Source organism: Neobacillus jeddahensis (genome assembly GCF_000612625.1).
GTDB classification, from domain to species: domain Bacteria; phylum Bacillota; class Bacilli; order Bacillales; family Cytobacillaceae; genus Neobacillus; species Neobacillus jeddahensis.
The window spans coordinates 1-17,296 of sequence record NZ_CCAS010000008.1; the positions used below are offsets into that span (position 1 = coordinate 1).

General features: G+C 46.5%; 19 protein-coding genes. 4 read left to right on the forward strand and 15 right to left on the reverse strand.

Annotated elements, in window-relative coordinates:
• Nucleotides 1–74 precede the first annotated feature (74 nt).
• The 4 genes from TY15_RS05425 to TY15_RS05440 all read right to left on the reverse strand — a co-directional run bounded on the left by TY15_RS05425 (nucleotide 75) and on the right by TY15_RS05440 (nucleotide 2,942).
• Nucleotides 75–1,217, reverse strand: coding sequence for a PP2C family protein-serine/threonine phosphatase (locus TY15_RS05425; RefSeq protein ID WP_040207056.1), 1,143 nt, complete (start codon nucleotides 1,215–1,217; stop codon nucleotides 75–77).
• 154 nt (nucleotides 1,218–1,371) lie between these two features.
• The gene (gene sigB / locus TY15_RS05430) at nucleotides 1,372–2,166 is read right to left on the reverse strand and encodes an RNA polymerase sigma factor SigB (protein ID WP_040207055.1); all 795 of its coding nucleotides are present in this window, start codon (nucleotides 2,164–2,166) and stop codon (nucleotides 1,372–1,374) included.
• On the reverse strand, nucleotides 2,132–2,602 hold the full coding sequence (gene rsbW / locus TY15_RS05435) for an anti-sigma B factor RsbW (protein WP_040207224.1): 471 nt from the start codon (nucleotides 2,600–2,602) through the stop codon (nucleotides 2,132–2,134). The genes sigB and rsbW overlap by 35 nt, the downstream gene beginning before the upstream one ends.
• Before the next feature lie 7 nt (nucleotides 2,603–2,609).
• Nucleotides 2,610–2,942 (reverse strand): anti-sigma factor antagonist, encoded by a 333-nt coding sequence (locus TY15_RS05440; RefSeq protein WP_040207053.1) that lies wholly within the window; start codon nucleotides 2,940–2,942, stop codon nucleotides 2,610–2,612.
• Between the two features lie 244 nt (nucleotides 2,943–3,186).
• Between TY15_RS05440 and TY15_RS05445 the strand changes: the two genes are divergently transcribed.
• Nucleotides 3,187–3,372, forward strand: a complete 186-nt coding sequence (locus TY15_RS05445) for a hypothetical protein (RefSeq protein WP_040207050.1) — start codon at nucleotides 3,187–3,189, stop codon at nucleotides 3,370–3,372.
• 108 nt (nucleotides 3,373–3,480) lie between these two features.
• Here the strand turns inward: TY15_RS05445 and TY15_RS05450 are convergent, their stop codons facing one another.
• Together TY15_RS05450 and TY15_RS05455 are read right to left on the reverse strand one after the other, a co-directional pair.
• Nucleotides 3,481–3,987, reverse strand: coding sequence for a hypothetical protein (locus TY15_RS05450; RefSeq protein ID WP_040207048.1), 507 nt, complete (start codon nucleotides 3,985–3,987; stop codon nucleotides 3,481–3,483).
• A 241-nt stretch (nucleotides 3,988–4,228) separates the two neighbouring features.
• Nucleotides 4,229–5,077 (reverse strand): magnesium transporter CorA family protein, encoded by an 849-nt coding sequence (locus TY15_RS05455; protein ID WP_392391372.1) that lies wholly within the window; start codon nucleotides 5,075–5,077, stop codon nucleotides 4,229–4,231.
• Nucleotides 5,078–5,255: 178 nt separating this feature from the next.
• On the opposite strand from TY15_RS05455, the gene TY15_RS05460 reads away from it, so the two are divergent.
• The gene (locus TY15_RS05460; RefSeq protein WP_040207044.1) at nucleotides 5,256–5,525 is read left to right on the forward strand and encodes a hypothetical protein; all 270 of its coding nucleotides are present in this window, start codon (nucleotides 5,256–5,258) and stop codon (nucleotides 5,523–5,525) included.
• Between the two features lie 56 nt (nucleotides 5,526–5,581).
• On the forward strand, nucleotides 5,582–6,307 hold the full coding sequence (locus tag TY15_RS05465; protein WP_052353706.1) for a hypothetical protein: 726 nt from the start codon (nucleotides 5,582–5,584) through the stop codon (nucleotides 6,305–6,307).
• Nucleotides 6,308–6,448: 141 nt separating this feature from the next.
• Here TY15_RS05465 and TY15_RS05470 read toward each other — a convergent pair whose 3' ends face one another.
• Entirely contained in the window at nucleotides 6,449–7,960 is a 1,512-nt protein-coding gene (locus tag TY15_RS05470) for a mechanosensitive ion channel (RefSeq protein ID WP_040207221.1), read from the reverse strand.
• Between the two features lie 179 nt (nucleotides 7,961–8,139).
• Here TY15_RS05470 and TY15_RS05475 point away from each other — a divergent pair, with 179 nt between their 5' ends.
• Nucleotides 8,140–8,460 carry a hypothetical protein gene (locus TY15_RS05475; protein WP_040207043.1) on the forward strand — a complete coding sequence of 107 codons (321 nt, stop codon included), beginning with the start codon at nucleotides 8,140–8,142 and terminating at the stop codon, nucleotides 8,458–8,460.
• A 312-nt stretch (nucleotides 8,461–8,772) separates the two neighbouring features.
• Here TY15_RS05475 and nuoN read toward each other — a convergent pair whose 3' ends face one another.
• The 8 genes from nuoN to TY15_RS05515 all read right to left on the reverse strand — a co-directional run bounded on the left by nuoN (nucleotide 8,773) and on the right by TY15_RS05515 (nucleotide 17,296).
• On the reverse strand, nucleotides 8,773–10,257 hold the full coding sequence (gene nuoN / locus TY15_RS05480; protein WP_040207042.1) for an NADH-quinone oxidoreductase subunit NuoN: 1,485 nt from the start codon (nucleotides 10,255–10,257) through the stop codon (nucleotides 8,773–8,775).
• A 6-nt stretch (nucleotides 10,258–10,263) separates the two neighbouring features.
• A complete protein-coding gene (locus tag TY15_RS05485) occupies nucleotides 10,264–11,772 on the reverse strand; it encodes an NADH-quinone oxidoreductase subunit M (protein ID WP_040207040.1) in 1,509 nt (502 codons plus the stop codon).
• Nucleotides 11,769–13,640, reverse strand: coding sequence for an NADH-quinone oxidoreductase subunit L (gene nuoL / locus TY15_RS05490; protein ID WP_040207039.1), 1,872 nt, complete (start codon nucleotides 13,638–13,640; stop codon nucleotides 11,769–11,771). The genes TY15_RS05485 and nuoL overlap by 4 nt, the downstream gene beginning before the upstream one ends.
• Nucleotides 13,641–13,808: 168 nt before the next feature.
• On the reverse strand, nucleotides 13,809–14,123 hold the full coding sequence (nuoK, locus tag TY15_RS05495; RefSeq protein WP_040207038.1) for an NADH-quinone oxidoreductase subunit NuoK: 315 nt from the start codon (nucleotides 14,121–14,123) through the stop codon (nucleotides 13,809–13,811).
• Nucleotides 14,120–14,641, reverse strand: a complete 522-nt coding sequence (locus TY15_RS05500; RefSeq protein WP_040207035.1) for an NADH-quinone oxidoreductase subunit J — start codon at nucleotides 14,639–14,641, stop codon at nucleotides 14,120–14,122. The genes nuoK and TY15_RS05500 overlap by 4 nt, the downstream gene beginning before the upstream one ends.
• Nucleotides 14,638–15,057: an NADH-quinone oxidoreductase subunit NuoI gene (gene nuoI / locus TY15_RS05505; RefSeq protein ID WP_040207032.1), complete on the reverse strand. Its 420-nt coding sequence runs from the start codon at nucleotides 15,055–15,057 to the stop codon at nucleotides 14,638–14,640. Before nuoI ends, TY15_RS05500 begins: the two co-directional genes overlap by 4 nt.
• Nucleotides 15,058–15,191: 134 nt before the next feature.
• Nucleotides 15,192–16,196, reverse strand: a complete 1,005-nt coding sequence (gene nuoH / locus TY15_RS05510) for an NADH-quinone oxidoreductase subunit NuoH (protein ID WP_040207030.1) — start codon at nucleotides 16,194–16,196, stop codon at nucleotides 15,192–15,194.
• A complete protein-coding gene (locus TY15_RS05515) occupies nucleotides 16,196–17,296 on the reverse strand; it encodes an NADH-quinone oxidoreductase subunit D (RefSeq protein WP_040207027.1) in 1,101 nt (366 codons plus the stop codon). The genes nuoH and TY15_RS05515 overlap by 1 nt, the downstream gene beginning before the upstream one ends.

Here is a 17,296-nt window from a genome sequence, read left to right on the forward strand (position 1 = left end):
GTACCATCTTCTCAAAATAAAAAGAAGCCACAGCCAAAACGGCAACTCCCGCTCAACTGCGACCCCTTCCCCTATTACCCATTCGTCGAAATCATCACTAAGCACATATCATCCTTTGGAGCATTTAGCTGCTGGGAGCTTAGTTGAAGACACTGCAAGACACCTTCCGCATCCCTCATTCCCGGCTCCTGTAAACAATGAACCAGCATCGCAGACGCATCCCCATATTCATCCTCGAGCCATTCCGACAGCCCATCCGTAAACAGCAAAATCCGGGCCCCCTGCTGGTAAGGGATGATTCCCTTCTTGACCTCGATCTCCTCAAAAAAGCCAAGCGCACAACAGCCTTCGTCCAACAGCTTTACCTTATCATCGACGATGGCAATTCCAGCCGGATGACCGGCATTCACATACTCAATCGTCTGCTGCTCCGTATCAAGCACAAAATAAATCGCCGTAAAATAGTAATTGATCAAACTATCAGGCAAATGCAGCTGGTTCATGCGGCGATTCAATTCCTTCATCACGTCCTCTGGATCGACCATGCCCGTGATTGTGTCCTTGAGCGCCGAATAAATGTACATGCAAACGAGTGAGGAAGAAATCCCATGTCCCATCATATCGAGCAAAATCACCCCATAGCGATGCGGGCTAATCTGATACCAAGCATACAAGTCACCAGCCAGTTCAAATGAAGGCTTGTAGACGGCGGAAATGGACACATCGCCTGCTTCGATCGGCGCACTTAACATGCTTCGCTGCACCTGCTTGGCCAAGTCCAGCTCATATTGGATCCGCTTATCGCGTTCCTTCCGTAAATCCTTCTCGTACTTGAGGCGGAGGACAGAACGGATCCGGGCCAAGAGCTCGACCTTATTGATCGGCTTCATCACATAATCCAGCGCACCGGCATCCATCGCCTCCGCCATCTTATAAGAATCTCCCATCGCAGTGACAAATATAATCGGCAGGTCATGGAACCGTTCATTGGCTAGAACGGTTCGGCACGCTTCCATGCCATCAATTTCCGGCATCATTAAATCCATTAAAATCAAATCGACCGGGACCTCGACGGGTTTCTGGGTCTCAAGCTGCAAATAATCATATAACTTCCTGGCAGAGGACAGTAACACCAATTGATGATAACCAGCCTTCTGCAGAATTTTCTCAATAATCATTAAATTCGTGACATTATCGTCCACAATGACAATATTCATAGCCATCCCCTCTACTGTCAGCACGCATAAACCAAAATTTTCCTAAAATTGTAAATTGGTACCTGACACCATTTGCTTTATCTCCACTATTCCAATAGTGTCAATCAATCACGTCTTTAAGGCAAACCGACTGATGTTTGCGTGCCGATTGCTGTTATCTATCGTTTATTCCTTGATAGTTGTCGGTGGTGAGGGCTTTACGTAGTTTGGCGATCGCTTTTCTTTGCAGGCGGGAGACATGCATTTGTGAGATTCCTAGTTGCTCGCCTGTTTCTTTCTGGCTCTTGTTAGCGATATACGTGCAGTGGATAATTTCCCGCTCTCGTTCTGAGAGCACATGCAGTGCGCTCTCCAGCAACAGCCTTTGATCCACTTTTTCAAAGCCCGCATCCTGTGATCCGATCATATCCAAGGTCGTCATCGTGCTGCCCTCAGACCCTGTTTCAATTGGATGGTCAACCGACGCTGCCTGATAACTTTTTCCCATTTCCATCGCCTCTAACACTTCCTCCTCAGAAATGTCGAGATAGGCGGCAATTTCCTGGATTTTTGGTGACCGTTGATATTGATTGGTCAGTTCATCGACGACCGTCTTCACCTTTGGCCAGACTTCCTTGATCCGTCTTGGCACATGGACACTCCACGTCTTATCGCGCAAAAAGCGTTTAATTTCCCCGATCACAGTTGGAATCAAATAAGATTCGAACGATTTTCCCAGTTCTGGATCATATCTGCGGATCGCCGCCAATAACCCCACCATTCCCACTTGCATAATATCTTCATGAAAATTTCTTCCCTTAGAATACTTTCTTGCCAAGCTCGCCACTAAGGCGGTGTAATTCTCAACCAAGATGGTTTGCGCTATTGAACTTTCAGTCTCCTGAAACTCTAAGATTAAGGCATCGATTTCCTCTTTAGTTCGTTTCATGGGTCGAGGCAGTTGTGCCATGGACTTCACGCTCCCCACTCAGGTACTTCACCATGAAGACTGTTACGCCAGAATGATTCAAGACATGAACCTCATCCATGAGCGTTTCGATCAAATATAGCCCTAAACCCCCCTCTGCAAGCTGCTCCACCGTACTTGATGCGGTATACGGGCCTAGTTCATTTTTCGTTTGCAAAAAATTAAAGCTCTTACCACTATCGGACACCATCATTTCAAGCTTGTCCTCATAAATGCCAAAGCCGATAATCACCTCGCCGCCTTCCTCCTCAGGGTAGGCATGCTGGACAGCATTTGTACAAGCTTCGCTAAGAGCAATTTTAATATCCTCGATTTCCTCATATGTATATCCCATCCGGCTTGTAATCCCTGAAATCGTCAATCTGATCACACCAACGTATTCCGGCTTTGCTGGAATCTTCATTTCAATATAATCCATCACTTGTTCATCGTCCCCCACCCTCTGAATTTGCCGATATATTTAAGATATTGCTTAAACCAGTAATTTCGAAAAGGCGCTTTAGTCGATCCGACATTTCCACCAGTCTTAGTTCGCCGTCATTTTTCTTCAGCTGTTTGAAGAGGCCGACAAATACCCCTAGTCCGGTACTGTCTAAATAGGACACATCCTTAAGATTGATCGTCATGATTTTATTTTTCCCTTCAGCTAGCGGCAATAATTCCTCTCGTAGCTTTGGAGCCGTAAAGGCATCGATTTCGCCCGCCACCTGCACCGCTATTTCCACTTCATTCTGATGTTTATCTACGTTCAGATTCATATCCTCATCACCTCTGAGTTTATTTAGTTGTTACATACCCGCATCGTCACAGGTCTAAACCTATTTTTTTTAAAAATAAAAATGAAGGGGCTTACCAGCTGCTGGCTGCCCAAAGAACTTTCTCGTATTATACCAAAATATGCTATTTGCTCGAATAGATCATCCGACCTAGCCTGTTTTATTTTTATAAAAATAGGGTAGATAGAGTGGGAATAGCAATCTACTAGGATAGGAGTGTTGAAAGATGGCAGACTTCAAGCAACCGAAAAAGGATGGCATCGATATTAAGATCGAGGTCACATCCGCTAATAATAGTTCGATGGCTCAGGATTTAACCGAAATGAAGCGGCTTGGCAAGGAAATGAAACAGGCAAAGACCGGCACCGAGCTTCAGGACGAAGACGAACTCACCCCCGATCCGCTACAATAATTGGACAGCGCCCTTTCATAGGGGCGCTTTTTTTCGTCTAAACAACTAGTGGAGGCTTGCCCTAGTTCTGGGCAAGCCTCTTTGTATATTTTATCGATGTTCATGTGGTCAGTTTTGCCTTGACTCCCTCTGATCAGCATCATCTTGCATATGACGATCAGCTTGGATCGAGATGTCATCTCCGTATCTGCGGTTATCTTCTTCATCACGACCATCTTTGTGACGCTCATCGTTGGTGTTTTTTTCAGGTGCTCCTTCTTGATCCATTTGCTGCCCTTCGTTGCCATGCTCGCATGCACCTTCGTCAACTCTTCTACGCTGATCTGGTGCACCCTCATCCATCCTGTGTCCATAGCGCTGATCCAGATCCTTATTCACCTTCAGCGGGGCAGATTCGCCTTCCTGACTTTGAGGAGGGCGATCATCTTGGCCGGAGGTAAGCTTTCCATCGTGCTGGCCTAACAATTGTTGAATCTCCTCGGGTCCTTTCAGCGGCTGGTGAAAGTTCTCCTCGTCTTGTTCGGAATTCTTATTGGCTGCATCCTGTTTCTGACCCGTTCCACTCATAAACCCTTTGTGTTCTTGATTTTCTAAATCAGTTAGATGTTTATCCATTTCCATCATCCTCCTTGTTTTTTGAGATTGCTGCTTCTCTAGTGACTACAAGGTCGTTCGAATAGGCAACCACATATTTACATCACCCTCTCTCGTTTCACTGGATTCTTCAGTTAGGTTAGCTAGTTTATAACCTTGATAGTGTTGTACCACCATCACCCGACTCCGAAACCTATTTTTCGACTTTCTTTGATGCTCAGTTCATCTTGCCTGTTCAACATAGTGGGCTTTAACCGTACACCTATTTGAAAAATGAACCTTTCTTTTTCCCCTTTAAAAGGTCGCCCGTCCAGCCCCTCATTTTTAAATACCCATACAGTAGAAGTGTTGAAACAACGATGAGAACGATCGAGAGAACGTAGCCAAAACGCCAGTCGAGCCCAGGCATATGCTTGAAATTCATCCCCCATAAAGACCCGAAGGCCATGATCGGCGTAAAAATCGTCGTCATTACTGTTAAGGTTTTCATAATCTCATTGCCGCGATGGGAAGAGATGACCTCCTCTAGATTGATCAAGGCATCGAGCTCATGCTCATACTCACTGAGCAGCGTCATCGCCCGGTTGATCCGTTTACAGGTCGTCGTAAACACCTTTCCCTCATTAACACCAACGAAGTCCAGTTCATCAATCGCCATTCTCACTTCATTCATCGGTATCAGTAGATTTTTCCAAATAAGCAGGTCATGCCGGCGCCGATAAACCTGCTCAAGGATGCTCGTTTCATTGCGCTTGCGGACGCTCCAAATCAGGTTTTTCAGGGCCTCTTCAAATTGATCAATTTCACTGAGCATTTCATTCATCAGCTCGCCTAAAAAAAGCAAAAAGCCGTCGATTGCATTGCCAGTCCGCTTCATTTGCTGAAACAGCTCCTCCTGATTCAATAGGGTAAACGCGGACCAATCCAGTTCAACAGTCACGAGCCGGTCGATGGTCAAATAAAAGTGAAAAATCTTATGATCGTCTTCCTCGGAAAAATTTTGTTGATAAATCAGCGAACCCCTCAGCACCTTTTCACCGACACGCAGGCAATTTGTTTTATTTTTCTCGACCTGCCCCAGCCATGTATGTAAGGATTCATCCTGCTCCATCCTGTCCAGCTTATTCCAGTGCAGCTGTACCCATTGCCACTTGCTCGCACCACTATCCACGGAACCACTCCTTTTTAGGAATACATCCCCCCTATTTGCCACGCTGAAACTTCGTAACTAGGTTTACTTATTAAATAGACGGGTATGTATAGTAGTAAATCTAAAGGAGGGATTGGATATGAAGCGAGTCGTAAGTATGAGTTCCTTGGCGATCGTTGGGATTGGGGCATCGGCAGCGATGTGGTTGTCGAATAAACCGAATCGCATTAAAGCGGAAACGTTTTTGCGAGAATGGAAGCGAAAGATGATCCCGACTGTTTTTGAAAAAAGTGAGGAGTTACCGATTGAAAAAGGTGGTAACCCACATCCTCACGATATTGACGATAACAACATGGTCAGTGAAGGCGCGATGTATTCCGTCCAATTTTATAATGAAAAAATCCAGTAATGGGGAAAAGCAGTTGGGGCCGAGTCGCCCCAACTATTTTTATGTGAGGTGGAAAAATGAATGTACTTTTTCTGTTCATCTATTTTGTGATTATCCTGGCGGTGATTGAGATCTTTGTGATTCTATTTCGCTTAACCGGACTGAAGGTGGAGGTTTCCAGGTTTCAGGTCATTTCAATGATGACCGGGACGGGCTTTACGACTGGAGAATCCGAACTCATTTTGGGGCATCCGGTTCGCCGAAAATTGGCAACCTTTTTGATTTTGTTTGGCGCCTTCTCGCTCGCCGTGGTTATTTCTTCGATCAGTCAATTCCTGTCTGAAGGACTGCGAACGAAGGAAATTGTAACTTGCGCCACAGTTGTTCTTGTCCTCTTTGTCGTGTTAAAGCTAGCGCGGATCCAGCAATGGTTCGGTGATCTTTTTAAGCGCCGGCTAGAGGATAAGGTTGACCTCGCGGACATGCCGCTCCGCGAGGTCTTTTTGAAAAATAAAGAAGATGCCCTGTTGAATCTTCATCTTTATCAGGATTCCCCGCTCGTTGACCAGACGCTTAATCAGGCCGTCAGCGGGCTTGACGAGCTCGATTTGGTGGTTTTGTTTATTCAACGCGGTGATGTGATGATTAGAAAGGATGTTTATGATACCGCCCTCCAGGAGGGGGATCTGCTCTTGATTTATGGCATGGAAATGGTGCTCGGACAAACATTCCCAACCGATATTAGTATTATGAGGGAAAAACTAAATGACCAGCTGCCAGGAGTCGGTGAAGGAATGTCGTGACGGGCTGGGGCATCTATTTTGAAGTAGTTTTTATTAAGGGGACCTGCTATCTCTCGTTTGGATCTTCACCCCCTCGATGAAGACCGTTTCCCGCCAACAAACAAACAATCCGAAGCCCCCTCAGACTTCGGATTGTTGTTTCTATGAGTGAGGTTTTCCCTCATCAATTTTATCGTCGAGCTTCTCTAAGTATTTACTGGCAAACGCTTTGCCGCCGAGGCCGAATGCCAGGCCAAAGGCAAGCGCCAATCCGCCTAAGATAAGAATGAAGGCCGCATTGACAATCGAATGCGCGACGCCCAGTTGATCTAAGGCCATAAACACTGTAATCACTACAATCGTATACTTGGCAATTCCAGCAAGGGTGCGCGCCTGGCTATGTTTGACTAGCGATTTGACCAGCCGCTCAACAAGATGACCTACATAAAAGCCAACGCCGAGAATTAAAATGGCGGCAAACAACATCGGTAGATAGGCAATTACCCCTGTTGCCAAGGTTACTACAAAGTTTAAGTGGACAATTTGTAAAGCCTCGACCGTAAATAAGAGTACGACCACTATTTTGGCGAGGATGCCGACAAGCTGGGACAAGCTCGTTTTCGATGGTTCCGGTGTTAGCGTCCCAAGACCAATCTGATGTAGGACACTATCGAAGCGCAGCCGCCATAGCATTTGTGAGACTAATTTTTCGACCCATTTTCCTAGCCAAATCCCCACTAATAAAAGCAGAACCGCTACAACGATATTAGGAATTAACGTCACAATCTTATCGAGCATCGCAATTGCCGGTGCCGAAATGCCGGTCAACGCTAATTTTTCTAATGCCGTAATAATCGTTGGAATCATAATGAGGATAAAAACAATGTGGCCGATCACCGCGGCGAGACTCGTCGCTTCTTCGCCATTCTTCATCAACCCGAAGCGCTCACCGAGCCGGTCTATCCCAATGCTTTTTAAAAAGTTAGTGACAATATCGCGGACAATCTTGGCAATAATCCAGCCGACGAACACAATGAGTGCAGCCGCAAATAGCTTTGGAATAAACGCAAGCATGGTCGCAAGGACATGGGAGAACGGTTCAGAGACCCCTTCCATTTCCAATGCACTCAGTACCGCTGGTAAAAATAACAGCAGGACCAGGTAGTAGATTGCTTGTGCCAGACCGTCCACTTTACGGTAGGCTTCCTGTTCGCCAGGGGCCATTTTCCATTTCACAAGTCTATACTGTAAGCGAACGAAGGTGGCTGCTTTTTTAAACAGAAAGCGTAATGCCATTGCTGCAACCCAGGCAAAAAGTAGAATGAGGGCAGCTTTTAATAGATGCGGGATCGCCGCTGTCATCATTGATACCATTCGGACTAACGGTTCAGCAATGAAACTAAGGTGGAGCATATTAAAGAAGATAATCCAAACAATGACTAATAACGTATAGTAAACTATTTTTCCAATGATCCGTTCGGACGTGTACGTTCGATTGCCGAGGCTGGAAAATAACTTATTATCCAGGCTTGTTTTCTTTAGGCCAGCTTCGACGATATTTCCCAGCCATTTCGCTATCAGCCAGCCGACTGCTAAGACGAGCAGGGCTAATAGTAGCTGGGGAATTTTATCCGTGTATATGTACCAGCCTGCCATCATATCTCTTACATTCATTTCACATCTCTCCTTTTCCATCTTCTCGTATTCGTCCTTTGTTGTCATACCCTGTCGATCATTTTTTAAACATTGCCCCCTATTAAATGGAGAAGTCTACTATTCTTTTAAAAATGGTTTCACTTCTTAGTGCGGAGGGAATATACTCACCAACACATGAAACTAAAGGAGGAAACGATATGAATAAAAAGGCATTAGTAGTAAGTGGAATGGCGGCATTGTTAACGTTTGGCGGTTTGGCCGGCTGCGGCGATGGGATTGACCAGGATAATGGCATTAGTGATGGCGAGCAAAAGGATGCCGTCGATCAAGATACGAAAGAGAAAGCTGAGGATACCAAAAAGGATGCCAATGACTCTTTAAAAGAAGCGAAGGAAAATTTAAAGGATATTCAGGAGGACGTGGAAACTGAATTAGAGGAGCACGGCGTCGGTGACGGCGTTGATCAGGATAATGGCATCAGTGATGGTGAAAAAAAAGATGAGGTAGATAACGAATAGAAGTTTGCATCGACCCGACAAGCTGGGGCCTGACCCCCATTGAATCAACGCTTTTATGTAGCGGGGGACTGACCCCTTATGCATAATAAAAAGAAGAGGCTACCCCTAGCCTCTTCTTTTCTTATAATAACCTCTTTGATTTGACTGCTTCAGCCCCCTGCCGAAGCATTTGACACTTTCTCCCACTTCTGATTCCTGACAGGCTGCCTTCCCCAAGGCAGCCTGCCTAGTTTCATAGACTATTCCAAGTACCACATTTTAAAGAGCACAGAACCGAGGCTTGATAGCAAACCTGGGTTTATTCCCCAAAGGTTAGTGCAGGTTGTTCAAGAAGTCAAGCGCAATGTTTGGCATGATGCCGAACAAGATGGAGCCCACGACTGCGACTAGCAGGACGACGACAATGCCAAACGGAATGTTCAGCTTGCGTTCGTCGCTTGCCGGACGGAAGAACATTTGCGTCATGATCCCGAAATAGTAGAAATATGAGATAACGGTCGTCGCAATCATGATGGCGGCCAGCACATAGTGCGGTGTGCCGTAGAAAGCGCCGACAAAGATGTTCAGTTTGCCGATGAAACCAGCTGTGCCCGGGAAGCCGGCCAAGGACACGAGCAAGATTCCCATAAGTACGGCCAAAATCGGCGAGCGGCGTGCAAGTCCAGCGAAATCAGAAATCTTCGAGGAACCAGCCTGCTCGGTGACCACTTGGATCACGGCAAAGGCACCGAGGTTCATCAACATATATGCAAGCAGGTAGAACCAGATCGAGTATAACAAGTTCGAGCTCATCGTCGTTAAGGCGACAAGGATGTAGCCGGCATGAGCGATACTGGAGTACGCGAACAGCCGTTTAATATTCGTTTGCTTTAAGGCGACCACGTTCCCGATGATCATCGTGACAGCCGCAATGACGGCAAGGTAATCATGCATTTTAAAGAGAATGCCCTCTCCATTGTCCGTTGGTGCTGCATTGTAAAACACCGAGATCAAGATGCGAATCACGATGACAAAGCCGGCCGATTTTGAAATAACGCTCAAGAAAGCCGTTACCGGGGTCGGTGCCCCTTGATAAACGTCCGGGGCCCACATATGGAACGGAGCCGCGGCCAATTTAAACGAGAGACCAACAAAGATCATCAAGAAGGCAAGGCCGAGTAAGTAGGCTTGCTGTCCATTGGTAACAGCCGCCAGCTTGTTGGCAATCTCAAATAGATTGGTCGTGCCGGTTAATCCGTACACATAGCTCATCCCAAACAAGGTGATCGCGGTGGAAATTCCGCCATTGATGACGTATTTCATCGCCGATTCGTTTGATTGGAGATTGTGCTTGCGAATGCCCGCCAAAATATAAGATGAAACGGTTAATAACTCCAACCCGATGAATAACGTAATTAAGTCACCGCTTGAGGTCATAATCATCGCGCCAAGCAAGGCCGATAGGAATAAATAGTAAAACTCACCGCGATAGTCTTCCATACCTTCCTTCGCGTCATAGCTGATGGCTAAAAACATAACAAGCGCGGAACCGACAAGCAAGATAAGCTTGAAGGATTTTCCAAATGCATCAAAGGTAAAGCTATCATCTAAGATGGATGTCGACTCGACGTTAAGCAAGCTTGCAACCGAAAGGATGGCGGCTAAAATGCCGACTATCCCGATCCAGCCGAGGATGCGTCGATCCATTTTTTTTGGTAAAAATAAATCTAGTAATGTTAGTAGGGCCGCAACACCGAGGATGATGAACTCTGGTGTCATGACGCTCCACTCAAATGATTTCAATGTCTCTAAATCCATCCTTCATCACCCTCCTAACCCTGGCATGATGGTTTCAAGTGTCGTTTGTAACGGAGAGCTTAGCACACTTGGATATACACCAATTAATACGATTAATAGCATAAGTACGATAACTGGCACGAATTCCACGCCCTTCAGGTCGAGGACGCCTGTGAATTCACGGTGTGCCTTACCATAGGTCATTCCTAAGATGGCCCGCAGCAAGTAGGCAGCCGTCATGATAATCCCGATTGTACCGACTGCCGCGATCCACGGCATTTCCTCAAACAAACCAAGGAAGGCCATAAATTCGCTGACGAAGCCAGACATGCCTGGCAGTCCGAGTGATGCCATCCCGGCAGCAAGCAAGAAGCCTGCAGCGATTGGCATTCCCTTCGCTAATCCACCCAAGTTCTCGATGAGCGAAGTATCGGTCCGCTCGTACAAGATCCCAACTAGGAAGAACAACAACGCGGAAATCAAGCCGTGCGAGACCACTTGAAAAATTGCGCCCTGCACGCCAGCCTGGTTCATGGCCGCGAGTCCGATCAAGACGATCCCCATGTGGGAAATCGATGAATAGGCCAAGACCATTTTAAAGTCGGTTTGAATGAACGCTAGGAACGCCCCATAAAGGAGGTTGATGACCCCAAGGATGGCGATCAGTGTTGCCAATTGGTCAAACTGCTCTGGGAAAATCCCCATTCCGAAACGGATTAAGCCGTACGCACCAATTTTCAAGAGAATCCCAGAGTGAATCATTACCACGGATGGTGGTGCTTGAACGTGCACCTTCAGCATCCAGCTGTGCAATGGAAAAATCGGTAATTTGACGCCAAAGGCTATTAATAGGGCGATGAAGAGTCCTAGTTTCAAGTCGCTCGACAGCGGTGCGCTTGGGTCGGCCATCATCTGTGTTAATAAATCAATATTGGTCGTGCCTGTTTTCGCAAAAAGAACCATGATTACGATCAGGAGCACAGCTGAGCCTAATCCGTTATAGATTAAGAAGCTGTAGGCTGCCTTTTCTTTTTCAAAATAGCCCCATTTTCCAATTAGGAAGAAGGTTGGAATCAGGGTGATTTCGAAAAAGATGAAGAATAGGATTAGGTTTTCGGCTGTGAACACGCCGAGCATACCGATTTCTAATAGTAGAAACAGCATGAAATAGCCTTTCCATTCTTTTTTCACAAAACGGGCCGCTGCGATCGCCGATAACGTGGCGACGATCGCGGTCAGGGCGACGAGCAGCAATTGAAAGCCGCTTAAGCCTAGTTCATAGTTAACCGCAAAGTATGGCTCATCGACATTCAGACCGCGGAATTGAATCCACTGTTTTGCGACCGCAAAATCGGCCAGATCCTTGCCCCATTGGAAGTGGAGATAGGCGGCCAGCGATAGGAACAGCGCTGGCAAGGTGCCTAGGAAGCCCACTATTTTAATAGCCTTTTCTGCTTGTTTTGGCATGAGCGCCAAAACGATAATCCCTAGTAAAGGGGAGAATACTAGGAGTGAAAGAACAGCTGATAAATTCATCGTAAGTACCCCCCTGTGAACGCAAAGATGACGACGAGCAGTGCCAGTCCGATGAAGGCGACGGCCCCATAGGTTTGAACCTGGCCGGATTGCAGTTTCGAGCCTGCTCTCCCCAGCCCTTGGACGATTCCGACCACGCCCTTGACAAGTCCTTCAACGAGGAAGACATCAATGAAGCGTAGGAAGTAGCTGATTGCGGTCGTTGCCGCAAGAACAGTCAGTTGGTAAAACTCGTCAACGTAATATTTGTTTAAGACAATCGTGTGCAAGGTATCGCCGGTGCCGCTTAACCAGTTGCGGGCAAGCGAGCGTTTGTAGTACATCAAGTAGGCAAGGTAAATTCCCGCTAAGGATACGACCGTTGCCGCAATCATGATCCAGACGGGACCTTCGATGTGGCCGTGCTGGGCCAGTGCTTCGTTGCCGTCGACGAGCCAGTCGCCGAGGAAGGTGCCAAACCATGGTGTGTTCACATAACCGGCAATGATCGCTAAGACGCCAAGGAGAATCATTGGGTAGGTCATGTTGGCTGGTGATTCATGAACATGCTTCTGGCTGCCGCGCGCTTCTCCGGTGAACACCATGAAGAACAAGCGGAACATATAGAAAGCGGTCATGAACGCAGCGATTAGTGCGAGCAAGAAAAGGATTGGATGTCCTCCTTCCCAGGCCGCTGCTAAAATTTCGTCTTTACTGAAGAAGCCGGAAAATAACGGCACCCCACTGATGGCAAGTGTTCCGATTAAGAAGAGCGGCCCTGTCAGCTTTAATTTTTTCCAAAGTCCGCCCATTTCCTCGATATTCTGGGTGTGCACAGCGTGAATCACGGAGCCGGCTGCCAGGAATAGCAAGGCCTTGAAGAAGGCGTGTGTCATTAAATGGAATACGCCTGCCACATAACCGGCCGACCCGAGCGCGAGCATCATATAGCCGAGCTGGGAAACGGTAGAATAGGCAAGTACGCGTTTGATATCTGTTTGCACAAGACCAATGCTGGCCGCAAAAATGGCGGTAAACGCGCCAATCACAGCGATCGTGAGTAAGGCGGTTTTGCTGGCGGCGAACAGTGGGAATAAGGAAGCAACTAAGTATACCCCGGCTGCGACCATCGTAGCGGCATGGATGAGGGCCGAAACAGGTGTCGGACCTTCCATCGCGTCTGGAAGCCAGGTGTGCAGCGGGAACTGACCGGATTTCCCGACGGCGCCAATAAAGATTAAGATGGCGGTCAAGGTAATCATCGATGTTGAAATCTCACCGGCGTCCACTGCTGCGAAAATTTCCTTGTATTCAAAGCTTTTCGTTTGCCAGAAGAGGAGGATCATACCGATGAACAGGCCAACGTCGCCAATTCGAGTCATGATAAAGGCCTTTTTCGCGGCGGCCCTAGCTTCTTCTTTGTAAAAATAAAACCCGATTAATAAGAAGGAACCAACTCCAACAAGCTCCCAGAAGATGTAGGTTTGCAACAGGTTTGGTGAAATAACCAATCCGAGCATTGCAAACGTAAATAATCCTAAATAGGCATAGAATACCGGAAACCGCTCGTCTCCCTGCATGTACCCTTTCGAGTAGGTATGTACTAAGAAACTGACGAGCGATACGATTACCAGCATCAATGCATTTAATTGATTGACTTCAAAGCCCGCTGTTAGATGCAGATCTCCTATCGTGAGCCATTCAAAATTTGTTCCATAAGTTGGCTCTGAAAAGCGCTCGAATAATACTAAAATTGAATAGACGAGCGATGCCAATGTGAAGAGAATCCCCACATACGCACTCGCCTCCTTCAATCGCTTACCGAATAGAAGAAGGATCAAAAACGATAATAGCGGGAAAAGCGGTATAAGCCATGCATTCTCCATCATTATCACTATCCCCTTTATAGAACATGGTGCCTGGCACCCTTCGTGGACAAACTCCACCTTTTGTCCTCCTGGCGTGGACATTCCGTTTAATCGGAACCAATGTCCGTCTCAGGTGGACAAATCCAAGGGAATGTCTTTTTATGGTGCCTGACACCCCGTTTGTTCTATCTAGTTTTTCATTGTGTCTACTTCGTCGATGTTGACGGTTTTTTTGTTGCGGTAGAGGGCGATAAGGATCGCCAGTCCGACCGCTGCTTCTGCTGCTGCGACGCTGATCGCAAATAGGGCAAAGATTTGACCTGTAATCGATGGAGCCACGCCGTATTTACTAAAGGTTACAAGGTTGATGTTGACAGCATTGAGCATTAATTCAATTGAAATCAACACGATAACGGTATTTTTCTTTGTCAAGGCACCATATAACCCAATGCAAAATAAAATGAGTGCTAGTGCCAGGAAGGCTGAAGCGGGAATTGAACTCATTCCTTATCCGCCTCCTTCTTCTTATCATTTTTTGCTAAGATGATCGAACCAACGAGCGCCACTAATAGTAATACAGAGGTTAACTCAAATGGAATGATATATTTTGAGTAAAGGGCTTCCCCAATTTGCAACGTATTGTTTTCATGTAATTTAGTTGGAACTTGCTCTACATTGAAATTATAGATGCCAATGTAGACGGCAAAGGCAAAGCCCAGAATCCCTAAAAATAGGAACAGCTTTCTCCATTTGCCTGATTTTGCCTCACTTTCATCGTCATGCTTCGTTAACATGATGCCGAATAGCATAATAATCGTGATGGCGCCTGAATAAATTAAGATTTGGACGGCTGCGACAAATTCTGCTGATAGCAACACATAAATCCCCGCGATGGCGACGAATGTGAAGATTAAGGCAACGACCATATGAATGACTTTGTTAAGGTTTAACAGAAGCACGCCGCCAATAATCGCCACTAGTGCGAGTCCCATAAAAGCGAGGAATTCGCCTGTAAATATCATGGTTTATTCACCTGCCGTATGTTTTCATCGTTTTCATCTAACCATTCTAGGTTTTTAAATAACATATCTCGGCTGTATTCAGCGAGTTCGAAGTTATTGGTCATGATGATGGCTTCTGTTGGGCAAACCTCCGTGCAGAGGTCACAAAGGATGCATATTTCAAAGTTAATGTCGTATGTGTCGATGATTTTCCCTTTTTTCGTTGGATCTGGATGCTTTTTCCCCGTGAGATTAATACATTCTGTCGGGCAAATGTTCATGCATTGATTACAAACAATGCACTTTTCCGGATAAAACTTTTGAATACCGCGAAAGCGATCTGGCAGTGGTAGTGGTTCATTCGGATAATCATACGTAACCTTCTCGCGCGATAATTGTTTCAGGGTATATTTCAAGCCTTTAAATACTCCAAGCACGTTTTTCACCCCTTTGTACAGTTTAAATGTAGGTAATGATGATATTGGTGTCAGGCACCATTTGTAAGGCTGACTCTCTTCCCCCTACAGACGCCCTTTCCACTATCATCACAGTTCTAAAGTGACCATTGGTGTCAGGCACCAAAAATGGTTTTGAGGATGGCCGTTAGGAAGATATTTGCCAAGGCAATTGGCAGTAATACTTTCCAACCGAATTCCATCAATCTGTCGGCACGGAAGCGCGGTAGGGTGCTTCGCAGCCAAATATATACGAATACGACGACACTGAATTTAAGTGCAAACCAGATGGCTCCTGGGATAAAGGTTAGCCCAAACGGTGCAAGCCAGCCTCCTAGGAAGACAACGGTAATTAACGTCGACATCCCGAACAAGTACACATACTCTGAAAGCATAAAGAACGCCCAGCGGAATCCTGAATACTCCACGTGGAACCCGGCTACGAGTTCATTCTCCGATTCCGGTAAGTCAAATGGTGTCCGGTTCAATTCCGCAATGGATGCGATAAAAAAGACAATAAACCCAATCGGCTGCAAGAACATAAACCAGCCATGCTCTTGGCGTGCAACGATCTCATTTAAATTCAAGCTGCCTGACAACAAAATAACGCCAAGCACAGACATAACGAGCGGGATTTCATAAGAAATCATTTGCGCCGCTGCCCGCATGCCCCCGAGTAGTGCATACTTGTTATTAGAGGCCCAGCCGCCGAGCAGCATTCCAAACACGGTCAAGCCAGAAACGGCAATATAATAAAGCAAACCGACGCCGATATCAGCAAATTGGAACTTGTCGGTGAACGGTAACGTTGCCAGCACCATGAACGATGGAGCGAACGCAATCACTGGTGCGAGAATAAATAAGGGCCGATCGACTGCTTTTGGTATAATATCTTCTTTCAGTAACAGCTTCAAGACGTCCGCAACGGTTTGCAATAGTCCCCAGCGTCCACCGACCTGGTTCGGCCCGTGCCGCAACTGCATGAAACCCATGACCTTCCGCTCGGCTAGAATTCCGTATGTAACGAACCCTAATACGACTAAAAGTAAGACAACTGCTAGTAAAAAGAATATCCCAAAGTTAGCCCAGCCCGGACTCGATTGGAGTAAATCCTCAATCATTAGCCGTCAACCTCCCCAAGGACAATATCTACTGCCCCTAAAATGGCAATCAGGTTGGCAATATTTTCGCCTACCAATAATTTCGGGAGAATTTGTAGATTGTAGAATGATGGTCTCCTAAACTTTAAGCGATACGGTTCTTTTTTGCCATCGCTCGCAATATAGCAGCCAATTTCACCACGTGGCGATTCAATTCTGACAAATGCTTCCCCTTTTGGTGCCTTAATAATTTTTGGAACCTTCGCGAGGATTTCCCCCTCAGCTGGGAATTGCTCGACCGCCTGTTCCACGATTCTCAACGACTGTTCAATCTCATCCAGCCTTAAGCTGTAGCGTGCCAAGCAATCGCCATCCTCCGACGTCGGAACGTCAAAGTCGAAGCGATCATATACCGAGTACGGCTCATCTTTGCGGAGATCCCATTTCACGCCGGTACTGCGCAAATTCGGCCCACTCAATGAATAGGCAATCGCCTCTTCCTTCGTGTACTTGCCAACACCCTTTACCCGGTCCAAAAAGATTTCATTTCCAGAAACAAGCGAATGATAGCCCTTTAGCTGTTCACGCATATATGGAACAAAATCTCTTACTTTTTCAATCCAGCCCTCAGGCGCATCCCACTTCACACCACCAACGCGCATATAGTTGAACGTCAAGCGCGCACCTGATAATTCATTCAGCATATTAATGATCATTTCCCGGTCACGGAAGGCATAAATAAATGGACTCGTTGCCCCAAGGTCAAGGATATAAGTGCCCCATGCCACGAGATGACTGGCAATCCGCCCTAATTCCATCGCAAGAACCCTTAGAAAGTCCGCCCGTTCCGGCACCTGAATGCCCATCATCGTTTCAACGGCATGACAGATCACATAGTTAGTCGTCATGGCTGACAAATAGTCCATCCGGTCGGTGTAGGGAATGATTTGGGTATATTGTAGATCTTCGGCAATTTTTTCAGTTCCACGGTGTAAATATCCAATCACAGGTGTCGCTTCGGTAATCATTTCCCCGTCAATTTTCACAACCAGCCGGAATACTCCGTGTGTACTTGGATGCTGTGGACCTACGTTTAATAACATTTCTTCCGTTCGTATCAT

Bases quoted from the DNA above. Each gene is read 5' to 3' on its own strand.
- TY15_RS05425 (WP_040207056.1), bottom strand. From the start codon at position 1,217: ATGAATATTGTCATTGTGGACGATAATGTCACGAATTTAATGATTATT.
- sigB (WP_040207055.1), bottom strand. From the start codon at position 2,166: ATGGCACAACTGCCTCGACCCATGAAACGAACTAAAGAGGAAATCGAT.
- rsbW (WP_040207224.1), bottom strand. From the start codon at position 2,602: ATGGATTATATTGAAATGAAGATTCCAGCAAAGCCGGAATACGTTGGT.
- TY15_RS05440 (WP_040207053.1), bottom strand. From the start codon at position 2,942: ATGAATCTGAACGTAGATAAACATCAGAATGAAGTGGAAATAGCGGTG.
- TY15_RS05445 (WP_040207050.1), top strand. From the start codon at position 3,187: ATGGCAGACTTCAAGCAACCGAAAAAGGATGGCATCGATATTAAGATC.
- TY15_RS05450 (WP_040207048.1), bottom strand. From the start codon at position 3,987: ATGGATAAACATCTAACTGATTTAGAAAATCAAGAACACAAAGGGTTT.
- TY15_RS05455 (WP_392391372.1), bottom strand. From the start codon at position 5,077: ATGGAGCAGGATGAATCCTTACATACATGGCTGGGGCAGGTCGAGAAA.
- TY15_RS05460 (WP_040207044.1), top strand. From the start codon at position 5,256: ATGAAGCGAGTCGTAAGTATGAGTTCCTTGGCGATCGTTGGGATTGGG.
- TY15_RS05465 (WP_052353706.1), top strand. From the start codon at position 5,582: ATGAATGTACTTTTTCTGTTCATCTATTTTGTGATTATCCTGGCGGTG.
- TY15_RS05470 (WP_040207221.1), bottom strand. From the start codon at position 7,960: ATGAATGTAAGAGATATGATGGCAGGCTGGTACATATACACGGATAAA.
- TY15_RS05475 (WP_040207043.1), top strand. From the start codon at position 8,140: ATGAATAAAAAGGCATTAGTAGTAAGTGGAATGGCGGCATTGTTAACG.
- nuoN (WP_040207042.1), bottom strand. From the start codon at position 10,257: ATGGATTTAGAGACATTGAAATCATTTGAGTGGAGCGTCATGACACCA.
- TY15_RS05485 (WP_040207040.1), bottom strand. From the start codon at position 11,772: ATGAATTTATCAGCTGTTCTTTCACTCCTAGTATTCTCCCCTTTACTA.
- nuoL (WP_040207039.1), bottom strand. From the start codon at position 13,640: ATGATGGAGAATGCATGGCTTATACCGCTTTTCCCGCTATTATCGTTT.
- nuoK (WP_040207038.1), bottom strand. From the start codon at position 14,123: ATGAGTTCAATTCCCGCTTCAGCCTTCCTGGCACTAGCACTCATTTTA.
- TY15_RS05500 (WP_040207035.1), bottom strand. From the start codon at position 14,641: ATGATATTTACAGGCGAATTCCTCGCTTTTATGGGACTCGCACTAGTG.
- nuoH (WP_040207030.1), bottom strand. From the start codon at position 16,196: ATGATTGAGGATTTACTCCAATCGAGTCCGGGCTGGGCTAACTTTGGG.
- TY15_RS05515 (WP_040207027.1), bottom strand. From the start codon at position 17,296: ATGATACGAACGGAAGAAATGTTATTAAACGTAGGTCCACAGCATCCA.